This is a genomic window from Sphingopyxis sp. NFH-91, from assembly GCF_021401285.1.
Taxonomy (GTDB): domain Bacteria; phylum Pseudomonadota; class Alphaproteobacteria; order Sphingomonadales; family Sphingomonadaceae; genus Sphingopyxis; species Sphingopyxis terrae_A.
Genome location: NZ_JACBGA010000008.1, coordinates 88722 through 103806, shown reverse-complemented (window position 1 = coordinate 103806; position 15085 = coordinate 88722). Strand labels below are relative to the sequence as shown.

The window sequence follows — 15085 nt, the reverse complement described above, 5'->3', positions numbered from 1 at the left end:
GTGGCACGGTCGGCCGATGAGCCGCACCATCCTGGTCTTCTACGGAAGCTATCGCCGCGACCGGCAGGGCATCAAGCTTGCCCGCTGGATCGTCGATTCCCTTGCTACGCGCGGCGACCGCGCCGAACTGGTCGATGCGATGGCGGTGGATCTGCCGATGCTCGACCGACGGCACAGCGATTTTACAGCGGGCGAGGCCCCCGCCGCGATGGATGCGCTCGCCGACCGGATCGCCGCGGCGGACGGCTTCGTCTTCGTGACCGGCGAATATAATGGCGGGCTGCAACCGGGCCTCAAGAATCTGGTCGACCATTATCTTCCCCAATTCGCGTGGCGCCCCGCCGCCATCGCCTCTTATTCGGCTGGCCCCTTCGCCGGCATCCGCGCCGCGACCGCGTGGCGCACGACGCTTGGCGCGATGGGCATGGTGGTCACCGCGACCCCGCTCAGCCTCGCGCGCATCGGCGGTGCTTTCGATGCCGACGGCGGGCCTGCGGGCGAGGACGGCGAGCGACTGGCACGGGCCTTTCCGCGCTTCGCCGACGACCTTGCCTGGTGGACCGACGCCGCGAAGGCGCAGCGCGAACAAGCGCCGCCGCCCTTCTAACCCGATTTGAGCTCCTTCCCGAGCCGCAGGCTGGCGCGCCAGAAGAAGAAGGCCGGGATCAGCCCGAGCCACGCCGCCCCATAAAGGACATAGCGGACGCTTTCGGTGCCGAGGGTCGGCTTGAGTTCCTCCGACGCCATGCCGAAGAGGAGCGGGCCAAGTCCGAGGCCGATCAGATTCTGCAGGAACAGCATCACCGCGCTGGCCATTGCGCGCGCCTCGGGTTGCACCAGCCCGTGGACGCAGGCGAAGGTCGGCCCGTAATAAGCGGCATTGAGCACGGTCGGCACGAACAGCAGCGCGATCGCGACGTGCCATTCGGTCACGGCGTAGCCCAGAAACAGGATCGGCGCCGCGACCGCCATGCCGATCGCCGGCGTGGTGAGCATATGGCGGCGGTCGGTCTTGCCGAACCGGTCGGCGAAATAGCCGCCGAGCCAGGTTCCCAAAATGCCCGCGATGCCCAGCGCGACGCCCAGCAAAAGTCCGGTTTCGCCCGCGCTCAGCCCGTGCGATCGTTGAAACAGGATCAGCGCCCAGACGCCTTTGCCATAACCCAGGAAGGCGGTGAAGGACGCCGCGATCGCGATGTAGACGAAGGCCCGGGTGCTGAACACTTCACGTAGCGCCTGCCCGATCGACAGGGCGCCGCTCGCGCCCGTCGTTGCAGCAGTATCGGCGCCGCGTGCGCGAACCTCCTTGATGAACATCGGGACCATGAAGGCGAGCAACAGGCCAGGCACACCGACGACCATGAACGCGATGCGCCAGCCCCAGAGATCGTTGACGATGCCGCCGACGATCAGACCGAGGAGGCTGCCGATCGGAATCCCGAGCCCGTAAAAGGCAATGGCGGACGATCGTTTGGCGGGTTCGACGGCATCGGTGATGAGCGAGTGTGCCGCGGGTGTGCACCCGGCCTCGCCCACGCCGACGCCGATGCGGGCAAGCAGCAATTGGACGAAATTCTGCGCCATGCCGCACAGCACGGTCATCCCCGACCAGATCGCCAGCGACACCGAAATCAGCCCGACGCGATTGGTTGAGGGACGGTCCGCATAACGCGCGATCGGCAAACCCAGGAAGGTGTAAAAGAGCGCGAAGGCCAATCCCGTCATCAGGCCGATGTCGGAATCGGACAGCTTGAGATCGCGTGCGATCGGCTCGGCCAATATGTTGACGATCTGCCGATCGAGGAAATTGAGGATATAGACGATCAAGAGCACCCACAGCATCGTGCGCGTTTTCGCGGCGACGCTGGTTGATGCTTGCGACCCTGCACCAAGGGCAAGAGCTGGCTTTTCCGACATTTTTCTCTCCCGATGGGGGCGAAGGTGCAGACCCGGCCGCACCCTGTCAACGCCGGGGCGGCACAGCGTAAAATGGCACTTGCAATTGCCGTTACGGCTGCCAGCATTCGCGCCATGCAAAAAATTTCGCTGCTGACAGCCGCTCTGCTCGCCTCCGTCCCCGCCGCCGCCATGCCGCCGCCGCTTCCCGATGTCGCCGGCAAGGATGCCGCGACTCTGCAGGCGGAGATGACCGCGGGCGAAACGAGCAGCGAGGTCATCACCGCCGCCTATCTCGAGCGCATCCGGAATATCGATAAGGCGGGCCCGACACTCAACGCGGTGATCGCGGTGTTTCCCGGCGCGATGAGCGAGGCCTATCGGCTCGATCAGGAGCGCAAGGCGGGGCATGTGCGCGGCCCGCTGCACGGGATTCCGGTGCTGCTGAAGGACAATATCGAGGCGGCGGGGCCGGTTGCGACGACCGCCGGTTCGCTGGCCCTGAAAGACAATATCACCGGCCGCGATGCGCCGCTGGTCGCGCGGCTGCGCGAAGGCGGCGCGGTGATCCTGGGCAAGACCAACCTCAGCGAATGGGCCAATATCCGGTCGAACGACGCGACCAGCGGCTGGAGCGCCGTCGGCGGGCTGACGCGCAATCCGCACGCGCTCGACCGCAACACATGCGGCTCGTCGGCGGGCAGCGGTGCCGCGACGGCGGCCAGCCTTGCGCCGCTGACGATCGGGACCGAGACCGACGGATCGATCACCTGCCCTGCGGGCATGAACGGCGTGGTCGGCTTCAAACCGACCGTCGGCCTGGTGAGCCGCAGTCTTGTCGTCCCGATCAGCCACAGTCAGGATACGGCGGGACCGATGACGTTGACGGTGCGCGACGCGGCCACGCTGTTGTCGGTGCTGGCGGGCAGCGATCCCGCCGACCCGGCGACGGCAGAGGCCGACGCGCACCGCCGTGACTTTGCCGCCGCGCTGTCGCCGGACGCGCTGCGCGGCAAGACGATTGGCGTGCTGCGCGATCGCATCGGCGGCCGCGCCGACATCGGCGCGCTGTTCGATGCCGCGCTCGACACGATGCGCGCCGCCGGTGCGACGATCGTCGAGATCAAGGATAGCCGTAGCGGTCTCGACGGCCTGGGCGATGCCGAATTCGAGATATTGATGACCGAACTCAAGCTCGACATGGCCGCCTATCTGGCCGGGCTACCCGGGAAGGGCGCGCCGCGCTCGCTCGCCGATCTGATCGCCTTCAACAAGGCGACGCCCGCCGAGATGCGCTGGTTCGACCAGTCGCTGTTCGAACTTGCCGAAAGCAAGGGCGGCCTCGACAGCCAGCCCTATCGTGACGCCAAGGCCAAGGCGGCGCGGCTAGCGGGACCGGAGGGCATCGACCGGCTGCTGCGCGAAAGCGGCGCCGACCTGCTGGTTGGCGTGACCAATGGGCCCGCCTGGACCACCGATCTCGTCAACGGCGACCATTATACCGGTCCCGGCGTCAGCCAGCTTCCCGCCGTCGCCGGCTATCCGCACCTCACCGTCCCGATGGGCGCGGTCGAAGGGCTGCCCATCGGCCTCTCCTTCATCGGCACCAAATGGAGCGACGGCGATATTCTGGCGGCCGGATATGCCTATGAACAGGCAAGCCGCAAACGCGTAGCGCCAACCTATCGCGCCAGCGTTATGCCCTGACGCTAGGGTCCTGACCCTAGTTGCGCTCGAGATACTCGGTCGGGATCAATATGGCGTGTGTCGCGAGGCGCACTTCATAGAGGAACATGCCGAGCGAGAGCAGCAGGAACAGCATCGCCAGCACAAAGACCAGCGATACCGCGACGCCGAGATGGAAGCCCGCCGCATATTGCAGGAACAGCAGCGACACGAGGATGCACACCACCAGCCCGCCGCAGACGGCGAACAGGATGGCGGTGTTGATGACGCGCATCCGTCGCGCGATCACGCGCAATTCTTCGACCAACCGGCTATGTTCGACGCCCGTCGTCGTCGCGTGACGTTCGGTCAGCTTGCGCGACCGGTCGATGACGCGCGCGAGGCGGCCAGTGAAGACGTTGAGCAAATTGCCCATCGCGACCAGCAGGAACACCGGCGCGACGGACAATTGGATCGTCTGGGCGATTGTCGGCGCCCCTTCGAACATCGCGTCTATCCTGCCGCGACCGACGGCGTGTTCACACCATGCATCTGGAGGAATTTGCGGACGTTGCGCGCCGCCTGACGGATGCGCTGTTCGTTTTCGACCATCGCGATGCGGACATAGCCCTCGCCGTCCTCCCCATAGCCGACGCCGGGGGCAACCGCGACCTTGGCATGGGTCAGAAGCTGCTTGGAGAATTCGAGGCTGCCCATCTCCTTGAGCGCGGGCGGCAGCGGCGCCCAGGCGAACATCGACGCGGGTGGGCTCGGAATATCCCAGCCGGCGCGCGCAAAGCTTTCGACCATCACGTCACGGCGCTTCTGGTAAAGCTCGCGGTTCTTCGCGACGATATCCTGCGGTCCGTTGAGCGCGGCGCAGGCCGCCGCCTGGATCGGGGTGAAGGCGCCGTAGTCGAGATAGGATTTGACGCGCGTCATCGCCGCGATCAGCCGCTTGTTGCCGACCGCGAAACCCATGCGCCACCCGGCCATCGAATAGGTTTTCGACATGGAGGTGAATTCGATCGCCACATCCTTCGCGCCCGGCACCTGCAGGATCGAGGGCGTTGGATTGCCGTCGTAATAAAGCTCCGAATAGGCAAGGTCGCTGAGGACCCAGACCTTGTTTTCCTTCGCCCAGGCGACGAGCCGCTCGTAGAAAGCGAGGTCGACGGCTTCAGCGGTCGGGTTCGACGGGTAGTTGACGACCAGGATCGACGGACGCGGCACGGTGAACGCCATCGCGCGGTCGAGCGCGCGCCAGTAATTTTCGTCCGGCGTCGTCGGCACGCTGCGGATCGTCGCACCGGCGATGATGAAGCCGAAGGTGTGTATGGGATAGCTGGGATTCGGTGCCAGCACGACGTCGCCCGGGCCGGTGATCGCGGTCGCGAGGCTGGCGAGCCCTTCCTTCGACCCCATCGTCACGACGACTTCGCTTTCGGGATCGAGTTCGACGTTGAAGCGGCGGGCATAATAATTGGCCTGCGCCCGGCGCAGCCCCGGAATGCCCTTCGACTGCGAATAGCCGTGCGCGTCGGGTTTTTGCGCAACCTCGCACAGCTTGTCGATCACATGCTGCGGCGGCGGCAGGTCGGGGTTGCCCATTCCCAGGTCGATAATGTCCTCGCCCGCGGCACGCGCGGCCGCTCGCATCGCATTCACTTCGGCGATGACATAGGGCGGCAGGCGCTTGATGCGGTAGAATTCATCGTCGGACATGGGGAACTAGAACAACTCCTTTTCGTAAGCGTTTAGTCGGTCGAAACGCGATCGGCACCTCGCCAGCCGCGTCGGCGGCTGTTATACGCATCGGACGAGAGGCTGACCAGCGGGAACCGGCATGAGCGACGCGGGCGAAAAAGACAAGAATGACGGCACCGCGGCCGAGGCGCCGAATCCCTTTCTCCCGTCCCCCGACGATATGCAGCATTGGGCCAGCGTGATGGCGCGCGCGCAGCAGATGATGCTCGAATTCGCGCTCGGTCAGGCCGACGAGGAAAAGGATGCGCGGCCGCTGTTCGATCCCGCCAGATGGATCGACAATCCGGCGACCCAGCTTTGGGCCGAACAGGGCGCGAAGTTGTGGGAACAGGGTGTGCATTTCTGGTCGTCGCTCGCCGCGATGCAGCCGTCCTTCATGCCCTCCGCGGCGGCCGATGCGCCCAAGGATCGCCGTTTCGCCGACCCCGACTGGACCGCAAACCCCGCCTTTGCGCTAATCCGGCAGACCTATGGCCTGTTGTCGGACCAGTTGCTCGAAACCACGCGCCAGCTTCAGGGGCTCGACGCCGATGCGCGGGCCAAGATGGAATTTGCCGCAAAGTCGATGGCCGACGCGCTGTCGCCGACGAACCTTGCCGTCACCAACCCCGAAGTCATCAAGCGCGCGGTCGAAACGCGCGGCGAAAGCCTGCTCAAGGGGCTGCGCCACATGCTCGCCGACCTCGCGCGCGGGCAGTTGAGCCATGTCGACAAGAATGCGTTCGAGGTCGGCGTGAATATCGCGACGACCCCGGGCAAGGTGATCCACGAAACCGATCTCTATCAGCTCATCCAATATGAGCCGACGACGAAAGACGTCTTCACCGTCCCGCTCGTCATCTTCCCGCCGTGGATCAATCGCTTCTACATCCTCGACCTCAATCCCGCGAAAAGCTTTGTCCGCTGGGCGGTCGAACAGGGGCTGACCGTGTTCATGGTGTCGTGGAAATCGGCCGACGCGTCGATGAAGGATATCGTGTGGGACGATTATATCGCGGCGCAGGTCGATGCGATCGACACGGTGCGCGACCTGCTCGACGTGCCGCATGTCCACGCGATCGGCTACTGCGTCGCCGGGACGACGCTCGCCGCCACGCTCGCGATGCTCGCTGCGCAGGGCGATGCCGACAAGGTCAGGTCGGTCACCTTCTTCACCGCGCAGGTCGATTTCGAACTGGCGGGCGAACTCAAGCTGTTCGTTGACGACGGCTATCTGGCGCTGCTCCAGCAATTGTCGGCCGGCGGCTTTCTCGACGGCCGCTATATGGCCGCAACCTTCAACAGCCTGCGCGGCCGAGATCTCATCTGGAATTATGTCGTGAGCAATTACCTGCTCGGCAACGACTATCCGCCTTTCGATCTGCTCTACTGGAACGGCGACACGACCAACCTGCCGGCGAAATGGCACCGGCAATATCTTGTCGACCTCTACCGCGACAACCGGATGGTCATCCCGAACAGTCTGACGGTGATGGGTACCCCGATCGACCTCAAGAAGATCACCACCCCCGCCTATATCCAGGCCGGACGCGAAGATCATATCGCCCCGCTGGCCAGCGTCTGGCGGCTGATGGACCATCTGTCGGGGCCAAAAACCTTCCTGCTTGCGGGTTCGGGTCACATCGCCGGCGTCGTCAACCCGCCCGCGGCGGGCAAATATCAATATTGGACCGGCGACAATGACGCCGCCTCGCTCGCGGAATTCGAGGCGGGCGCGACCGAAACCAAGGGAAGCTGGTGGCCGCACTGGATCGGCTGGATCGCCGATCAGGACGGCGGCAAGACGCCCGCCAAAGGCGCGCGCGTGCCCGGAAAGGGCAAGAAAAAGGCGATCGAGGACGCGCCCGGACGCTACGTCAAACAGCGGTAACATCGCGGGATTATCAATTAGCTGCGGCGGCTCATCGACAATTTTTGTGCGCTGCACAAAAATGCCCTTGAAATCGCCGATCCACTCCTATATTGTGCAGTGCAACATAAAGGAGTTGTTCCGATGGCTACCAAGATGGATAGTGCCGAAAAGGCTTTCGAAGCCGCGACGCTGGAAACCGCCGCCAAGCCGGTTGCGACTCCCGTGGCGCCTGCGGTTGCCGCTCCGGCGCCCGAAAAGACCAAGACCGTAAAGGCCAAGGCCAAGCCGGTCCAAAAGAAGGCCGCAAAGCCGGCCGCCAAGAAGGTCGCCCCCAAGAAGGCGGCCGCCAAGACCATCACCCCCAAAGCAAAGGCCGCGCCGAAGCCGGTTGCCGCCGCCTCCAAAGGATTCAAGACCATGAACGACACCGTCAAGAAGTTCGCCGAAGACGCCAAGACCCGCGCCGAAGCGATGACCGCCGAATTCAACGAAAAGGCGAAGGAAGCCATGAGCAAGAGCAGCAAGCTCGCCGAGGAAGCTGTCGAATTCAACAAGGCGAACATCGAAGCCATGGTTGAATCGGGCAAGATCGCGGCCAAGGGCTTCGAAACGCTCGGCCAGGAAGGCGTCGCCTTCGCTCGCAAGAGCTTCGAAGACACCACCGCCGCACTGAAGGGCTACACCGCCGTCAAGTCGCCGGCCGAGTTCTTCAAGCTCTATGCCGAAAACAGCAAGAAGGCGTTCGACGCCGCCGTTGCGCAGACCTCGAAGACCAGCGAAATGGTCGTGAAGCTCGCCAACGACAGCTTCGCGCCGATCTCGAACCGCGTGTCGGTCATCAGCTCGAAGATGAAGGCAGCCTAAGGGCCTTTTTCTTCCCTCGTTGGCGCGGGCTCTCTCTCCCCTCCTCCCGACCCCGCGCCGACACATACAGGGCCGCTCGTTTCCTTCGCGAAACGGGCGGCTCTTGTTTTTATCCTGATCGTCGCCCCCGCGAAGGCGGGGGCCGCAATCGACTTGGTGCACTCTTGCCAGAGGCTCCCGACTTCGCGGGGGCGACGAAAAGGGGGTTAATGCATCCCCGCCCTCTTGCGATTCCGCCCCGGCTTGCGATATTCCCGATGATGATGCTTCCCGCCTCCATTCCTCACATCGTCCGCGCCATGGCGGGCAAGGATGACGATACGCCCGGCGCTCCCGGCGTCGGCATTGCGACGCGCACGCGCGCGAAACCCAAAAAGCCCTCGATGTACAAGGTGCTACTGCTCAACGACGACTATACGCCGATGGAATTCGTCGTGATGGTGCTGCAGCGCTTTTTCAACATGGACATCGAACGCGCGACGCAGGTGATGCTACATGTGCACCAACAGGGCGTCGGAGTGTGCGGCGTGTTCAGTTATGAAGTCGCCGAAACCAAGGTCAATCAGGTGATGGACGCCGCGCGGCAGAACCAGCACCCGCTGCAATGCACGCTGGAAAAGGCATAAATTGTTCAGCCCCTCCCGTATGCGGGAGGGGCAATGAGACTTGGTTCGGCGAAGCCGGGCCTAGTCGCAATGGGGTGGGCATTGTCGCCGCATCACCCCGCCCACCCCGCTGCGAGTAGCGAACAAGTTCGCAACTCTCGCTGCCCCTCCCGCATGCGGGAGGGGTTTCAACCGCCGCTCCGCGCCGCCTGCTCGGCCTGAAGCGGCGCCGAAGGCTCGCCCTTCAAATCGCCATAATGGAGCGCTTCGCCGCACCCCGGACAGACGACCGCGGTGCCGACATCGGCGCCGCAGGCGCGGTGAATATAGCGCATCGCCGGTCCGCCTCCCGTCTCTCCCGGCGCATAAGCCCAGCGCTCGGCCCAATTGCGCATCGCGTACAGCACGTCGAACAGATCCTTGCCCTTCGCGGTCAGCCGATATTCGTGGCGAACGGGCCGATCCTGATAGGCATGACGCTCGACCACACCCTCGTGCACCAGCAGCTTGAGCCGCGCCGACACGAGCTGCGGCCCGAGGCCGGTGTTCGCGGCGATCGCCTCGAACCGCCGGCGCCCGAAGAACAGGTCGCGCAGGATCAGCAGCACGGCGCGGTCGCCCAGGATTTCGGCCGAGCGGCCGACCGGGCAAAATGTATCCGAAAGATCAGCGCGTTTGGGCATGATGTCCCTATACCCTTGTCATTCTCTTCATCGGCATTCTCATCCCACCGACAAAAACCTCTTGTCACTATGTTTATCATAGCTACAATCTGCTGCAAGAGGAGAGTCGCGCATGCCCAACCCCGCAGCCGTCATCATCGGAGCCGGCGACGCCACCGGCGGCGCGATTGCCCGCGCCTTTGCCGCCGAAGGCCTCACCGCCTGCGTCAACCGCCGGGAGCGCAACGCCGATGCGCTCGAGGCGCTGGCGCAGTCGATCCGCGAAGACGGCCATGATGCCCGCGCCTTTCCCGGCGACGCGCGTAGCGAAGAGGCGATGATCGCCCTGTTCGACCGAGTCGAGGCCGAGGTCGGACCGATCGAGGTCGCGGTCTTCAATATCGGCGCGAACGTCAACTTCCCGATCGCCGAGACGACGCTGCGCGTTTACACCAAGGTCTGGGAAATGGCGTGCCTGGGCGGCTTCCTGATGGGGCGCGAGGCGGCAAAGCGCATGGCGCCGCGCGGCCGCGGCACGATCATCTTCACCGGCGCCACCGCATCCCTGCGCGGCGGATCGGGCTATGCCGCCTTCTCGGGCGCCAAGGCGGCGCTGCGAATGCTGGCGCAATCGATGGCGCGCGAACTGGGGCCGCAGGGCGTCCATGTTGCGCATGTCGTGATCGACGGCGCGATCGACACCGATTTCATCAAGGGACGTCATCCCGATTTCGACAATGCGAAGGCGCAGGATCTGATCCTCAACCCGCAGGCCATCGCCGCCAATTATGTGATGCTCCACCGCCAGCCGAAAAGCGCGTGGACGCACGAACTCGACCTTCGCCCCTGGGGAGAAAAATGGTGAGCAAGAGCGCAGGAAAGTCCCTCGAATTCATCTTCGATTTCGGCAGTCCGAACGCCTATCTGGCGATGAAGATACTACCCGACCTGCTCGACCGCACAGGCGCCGATCTGATCATCACCCCCTGCCTGCTCGGCGGCATTTTCAAGGCCACCGGCAACAAGGCGCCGATGATCCAATATGCCGACGCGCCGGCGAAGATGGCGTATGAAAATCTCGAGATGCGGCGCTTCATCGCGCGCCACGGGCTCACCAAATTCCGGCTCAACCCGCATTTTCCGGTGAACACGCTGCTCATCATGCGCGGCGCGGTCGTCGCCGAGGACGAAGGCGTGCTCGACGACTATATCGATGCGGTGAACCGCGCGATGTGGGAAGACGGGCTGAAGATGGATGATCCCGCGGTCGCCGCTGCCTTCCTGACAGCAAACGGCTTCGACGGCCCCGCGCTGCTGGCGCGCACGCAGGAGGATGCGATCAAGGCCAAGCTCGCCGCCAACACCGAAGCCGCGGTCGCGCGCGGCGCCTTTGGTATCCCGACCTTCTTCGTCGGCGACGAGATATTCTTCGGCAAGGACCGGCTCGGACAAGTCGAGGAAGCGCTGCTCCGCTGACGGGACGACGGTTTTGGGGTCGGGAGCGGTCCTCACCTTCTTTCGTCATTCCCGCGAAAGCGGGAACCCAAAGCTCGCGTCAGCTAACTCCACACTGGGTTCCCGCTTTCGCGGGAATGACGATGTGAAAAAGTGCAACAACGTCCGCAATCGGTCCTAATCGGCCGCCTTCCCAATCACGCTGACGATCGCGACGCGCATCAATAGCCCATCAGGCTGAGCACTTCCTTGCGGCTGCGCTGATCTTCGAGGAAGCAGCCGAGGACGCGGCTGGTGACCATGCCGACGCCGGGGGTACGCACGCCGCGGCCGGTCATGCAGCCGTGCTGCGCGTCGATCACCACCGCAACGCCATGCGGGTGCAGATTGTCCCAGATGCATTTGGCGACTTCGGCAGTCAGCCGCTCCTGCACCTGCAGGCGGCGGGCATAGCCATTGAGCACGCGCGCAAGCTTCGAAATGCCGACCACGCGCTCGCGCGGCAGATAGGCGATCGACGCCTTGCCGGTGATCGGCGCCATATGATGCTCGCAGTGCGACTGAAAGGGGATGTCGCGCAGCAGCACGATTTCGTCATAGCCGCCGACCTCCTCGAAGGTGCGCGACAGATGGACCGCGGGGTCCTCACCATAGCCGCTGCAATATTCCTTCCACGCGCGCGCAACCCGCTTGGGCGTGTCGAGCAGACCCTCGCGCGCCGGATCGTCACCCGCCCATTCGATCAGCGTCCGCACCGCGGCGGCGACATGATCGGGAACCACCACTTTGCCGTCGGGTCCGATTTCGGTCGTGCTGCTCGTCATATCCCCGCTTTCACTGTTGCTTTCTTGCCGCACATTTCGGGACGATTGCCCCGATAAGCAAGAGCGTGCACGCAAGTTTTTGTTCGGCCGCCGATGCTTTACGTTGCGGAATCCAACCCTTTTCCGATTGTGCAGAGCCGCAATTTCCTTTCGAATTTTCCCGCCAACAAGCCACTTGACGCTTTGGTAAAGTCAGCGCAGTTTTCAAACATTACAGAGTTCGCTTGAGCGGACCGTAATCCGGAGAGGCCGGCGTTTTCCCCGACGCCGGTGGGAGAGGACGATGACCAGCACCGCTGGCAGGTGGGATACTCACTGGCGCTTGGCCCCCGCGGCCCGGCGCCTTCTGGCATGCCCGGTCGAATCCCCTCCCCTGACCACAATTGAATTTGGGCGACCCCGTGGACCCGCGGGATCGAAAAAGGGAGGAATAGATGAAGTTCAAGACACTGATCGGAACGTCGGTCCTGGCCATGGCGGTGGCGAGCCCCGCCTATGCGCAGGATAGCGACAGTTCCGCCCCCTATGGCGAGATCGTCGTTACGGCGCAGCGCCAGTCCGAACGCCTCCAGGATGTTCCGATCGCCGTCAGCGCTTTTTCCGCCGAGGCCTTGGAAAAGCAACAGATCGTCAACCCCTCGGCCTTGCAGCAGACGCTGCCGAACGTCACCTTCACGAAAACAAACTTCACCTCGTCCAGCTTCACGATCCGCGGCATCGGCGACCTTTGCGTCGGCACGACCTGCGACAGCGCGACCGCGATCCACGTCAATGATATGCCGCTGCTCAGCACGCGGCTTTTCGAAAGCGAATTTTTCGACCTTGAACGCATCGAAGTCTTGCGCGGCCCGCAAGGCACGTTGTTCGGTCGCAACGCGACATCGGGCGTGGTCAACTTCATCACCGCGAAACCGGACCTGTCGGCTTTCCACGCCGCAGGCGAGGCCGAATATGGCAACTATGATTCAAAACGCATAAAGGGGATGGTCAACATTCCACTTGGCGACACGCTGGGTGTGCGCGTAGCCGGCACATGGCTCAATCGCGATGGCTATACGAAAAATCTATACAATGGGAGCCGCATCGACGATCGCGACCTCTATGCGATCCGCGGCTCCTTGAGTTGGGAGCCCAATGATGACACGCGCGTCGATCTCGTCGGCTATTATTTCCGAGAAAAGGACAATCGCAGCAGAATCCAGAAACAACTCTGCCACCGCGACCCGACCGGTATTCTCGGGTGCCAACCCGACAAGCTCGCCTATGAAACACTGAACGGCAACGCCACGCTGGCGACCATTCTGACCAGCCGGGAGTTTTTGACGATCGCCGGACTGGGCGCTTTGGCACCGGTCGCGCTCAATAGCGTGTATCAGGCGAACGATGCCTTCTCCGGTGTTGTCAACCCACCCGATGTTCGCACTGTTCGCGTCGATTACACCCCGACCTATTATGCCAAGGAACAGCAATATACGTTGAAGCTGTTTCATAACTTCGGACCCGTGAGCCTGAACCTCACCGGCGGGTATATGAAGAACAGTGTCGATTCGACGTCGGACTATAATCTTGCGGTCGGAAACTCCTATGCGACCAACGCGGGTCTGAATACGCTCAATGCGGCGGCGGTTCCGGGCGGCCCGTTGGCGGTGTTGAACAACATGCGCCAGGCTCTGATCCCCAATGGACCGGCGACAGTCTGCCAGTCGCAAGCGGATCCGAACGGCGTCGGCGTTTTCGGCGGCAATGGCATTTGCGGACCGACCAGCTTCGACTATGATCGGTCGAGAGCCGATGTGCGGCAATATTCCGCCGAGGCTCACATCGACAGCTCGTTCGACGGCATGTTCAACTTCCTGCTCGGCGGGATTTATTTCGACAGCAAGACGACCGACAATGACTATTTCGTCAACAGCTTCGGCCTCGACTATGCAGCAGGCTTGCTGGGCAGCGCACAGAGCGGTGGCGCAGCTTTCGCCGCGACGCCTTTCTATCGAAACGACACCCCGGAATTCCGCCTGAAATCATATGGATTGTTTGGCGAAACTTATTTCGAGTTCAACGACAGGCTGAAATTGACGCTCGGGTTGCGGTATAACCATGATAAAAAGACCGTCAGGGCGCGAACGACCTATCTTCAGGATACCAAAAGCCGAATCCTGCTCGATGCTGGCGGTCAACCTCTCCTCGATCGCGAAGGCAATCAGATCGTGACGACGTCAGGTGCCAGTCAGAATATCTTCGTGCCGTTCGGCGCGACGGATGCGACAAGCTACCTGAACGATCCTGCTTTCGATTTCGACTCGACGGCGCCCGGAAATCAACCATTTGCCATCAATTCCGTGAGCTTCGGCAAACTCACCGGCCGCGCGGTGCTCGATTACAAGATCACCGACGACAATCTGCTCTATGCGTCCTATTCGCGCGGTTACAAATCGGGCGGGATCAATCCGCCGCTCTCGCCCATTTTTGCCGTGCCGATCAGCTTTGCACCGGAAAAGGTTGATGCCTTTGAAATCGGATCAAAAAACACTTTCGGCAACGGTCAGTTCAGACTGAATCTGACGGGCTTCTATTATAAGTATAAGGGTCTACAACTCAGCCGCATCGTCGCGCGAACTTCGGTAAATGACAACATCAACGCCGATATTTACGGCATCGAAGCCGAAGCCGTTATCAGCCCGACCCCTGCTTTCGTTATCAATGCCAATTTCAGCTATCTGAAATCGAAAGTGTCGGATGATCGCTTCCTCGCCAACCCACGCGATCCGTCAGGTGGGCGCTCGGACGCTGTGATCATCAAGGATTTGTTCAACGCATCCAATTGCGCCATCCGGCCCGCTAGCGGTTCGGGCGCCACGGGTGCCCAGGTCAATGCGTTTGTCAACGCCGTCAACGGCGCGCTGGGTCTGCAGGGCACGACCTCGGTGCCGGGAACCAACACGACCGGCGCCTTCTCGGTATGCTCCATTCTGGCAGCAGCGGCAGCGGGCTCGGTTGGCAGCTTCAACCCTGCCCTCGCAGCGTTGCAGCCGGGTCTGCAAGCCGCGTTTAACGGCGGGGCCGCCGGCTCGTTGCCGTTCGTCGTCGATCCCAGCGGCGTGACCGTCAATGTGAAAGGCAATCGCCTTCCCAACGCCCCGACCTATAAATGGGCGGTTGGCGCACAATATACCATCGACGCCGGAGACTGGACGATCGTGCCGCGTGCCGATCTGAATTATACCGGTGGCAGTTGGGGGACCATCTTCAACAAAAATCCGATCGACAAGATCAAGGGATACGCCGTCATCAATGCGCAAATTCAATTGAACGGCCCCGATGATCGCTTCTATATCCGCGGATTTGTCCAGAATCTGGGGAATACCAACGCGACCACGGGCATGTATGTTACCGATCAATCATCGGGCATGTTCACGAATATCTTCACTGTCGAACCGCGCCGCTATGGCATCGCGGCCGGCGTGAAATTCTAAACCCGGCGGGCGGCAACGCCCG

General features: G+C 62.7%; 13 protein-coding genes. 8 read left to right on the top strand and 5 right to left on the bottom strand.

All coding sequences use genetic code 11. The features are described from left to right. The first annotated feature begins 16 nt into the window (after positions 1-16). Positions 17-607, top strand: coding sequence for an NADPH-dependent FMN reductase (locus L0963_RS16650; RefSeq protein WP_234180600.1), 591 nt, complete (start codon positions 17-19; stop codon positions 605-607). Here the strand turns inward: L0963_RS16650 and L0963_RS16645 are convergent. Continuing rightward, positions 604-1917 carry a spinster family MFS transporter gene (locus L0963_RS16645; RefSeq protein ID WP_058812798.1) on the bottom strand — a complete coding sequence of 438 codons (1314 nt, stop codon included), beginning with the start codon at positions 1915-1917 and terminating at the stop codon, positions 604-606. The genes L0963_RS16650 and L0963_RS16645 overlap by 4 nt on opposite strands. Positions 1918-2031: 114 nt before the next feature. Between L0963_RS16645 and L0963_RS16640 the strand changes: the two genes are divergently transcribed. Further along, positions 2032-3603: an amidase gene (locus tag L0963_RS16640; protein ID WP_234180598.1), complete on the top strand. Its 1572-nt coding sequence runs from the start codon at positions 2032-2034 to the stop codon at positions 3601-3603. A 16-nt stretch (positions 3604-3619) separates the two neighbouring features. Here L0963_RS16640 and L0963_RS16635 read toward each other — a convergent pair whose 3' ends face one another. Both L0963_RS16635 and L0963_RS16630 read right to left on the bottom strand, forming a co-directional pair. Next, positions 3620-4069 carry a DUF2721 domain-containing protein gene (locus L0963_RS16635; protein WP_003048937.1) on the bottom strand — a complete coding sequence of 150 codons (450 nt, stop codon included), beginning with the start codon at positions 4067-4069 and terminating at the stop codon, positions 3620-3622. A 5-nt stretch (positions 4070-4074) separates the two neighbouring features. Continuing rightward, the gene (locus L0963_RS16630) at positions 4075-5286 is read right to left on the bottom strand and encodes an LL-diaminopimelate aminotransferase (RefSeq protein WP_058812797.1); all 1212 of its coding nucleotides are present in this window, start codon (positions 5284-5286) and stop codon (positions 4075-4077) included. 121 nt (positions 5287-5407) lie between these two features. Between L0963_RS16630 and L0963_RS16625 the strand changes: the two genes are divergently transcribed. The 3 genes from L0963_RS16625 to clpS all read left to right on the top strand — a co-directional run bounded on the left by L0963_RS16625 (position 5408) and on the right by clpS (position 8670). Beyond that, positions 5408-7198 (top strand): PHA/PHB synthase family protein, encoded by a 1791-nt coding sequence (locus L0963_RS16625; RefSeq protein WP_217373242.1) that lies wholly within the window; start codon positions 5408-5410, stop codon positions 7196-7198. 123 nt (positions 7199-7321) lie between these two features. Next, positions 7322-8044, top strand: a complete 723-nt coding sequence (locus tag L0963_RS16620; protein WP_003048931.1) for a phasin family protein — start codon at positions 7322-7324, stop codon at positions 8042-8044. 260 nt (positions 8045-8304) lie between these two features. Continuing rightward, on the top strand, positions 8305-8670 hold the full coding sequence (gene clpS, locus L0963_RS16615) for an ATP-dependent Clp protease adapter ClpS (protein WP_051066442.1): 366 nt from the start codon (positions 8305-8307) through the stop codon (positions 8668-8670). A 167-nt stretch (positions 8671-8837) separates the two neighbouring features. Here clpS and L0963_RS16610 read toward each other — a convergent pair whose 3' ends face one another. Beyond that, a complete protein-coding gene (locus L0963_RS16610; protein WP_217373241.1) occupies positions 8838-9332 on the bottom strand; it encodes a winged helix-turn-helix transcriptional regulator in 495 nt (164 codons plus the stop codon). 112 nt (positions 9333-9444) lie between these two features. Here L0963_RS16610 and L0963_RS16605 point away from each other — a divergent pair, with 112 nt between their 5' ends. Continuing rightward, positions 9445-10176, top strand: coding sequence for an SDR family oxidoreductase (locus L0963_RS16605; protein WP_086456104.1), 732 nt, complete (start codon positions 9445-9447; stop codon positions 10174-10176). Further along, entirely contained in the window at positions 10170-10787 is a 618-nt protein-coding gene (locus L0963_RS16600) for a 2-hydroxychromene-2-carboxylate isomerase (RefSeq protein WP_058812793.1), read from the top strand. The genes L0963_RS16605 and L0963_RS16600 overlap by 7 nt, the downstream gene beginning before the upstream one ends. Positions 10788-10987: 200 nt before the next feature. Here L0963_RS16600 and folE read toward each other — a convergent pair whose 3' ends face one another. Beyond that, a complete protein-coding gene (folE, locus tag L0963_RS16595) occupies positions 10988-11590 on the bottom strand; it encodes a GTP cyclohydrolase I FolE (protein ID WP_062768919.1) in 603 nt (200 codons plus the stop codon). A gap of 434 nt (positions 11591-12024) precedes the next feature. Here folE and L0963_RS16590 point away from each other — a divergent pair, with 434 nt between their 5' ends. Beyond that, positions 12025-15063, top strand: coding sequence for a TonB-dependent receptor (locus L0963_RS16590; RefSeq protein ID WP_217373240.1), 3039 nt, complete (start codon positions 12025-12027; stop codon positions 15061-15063). Positions 15064-15085: the final 22 nt, after the last annotated feature.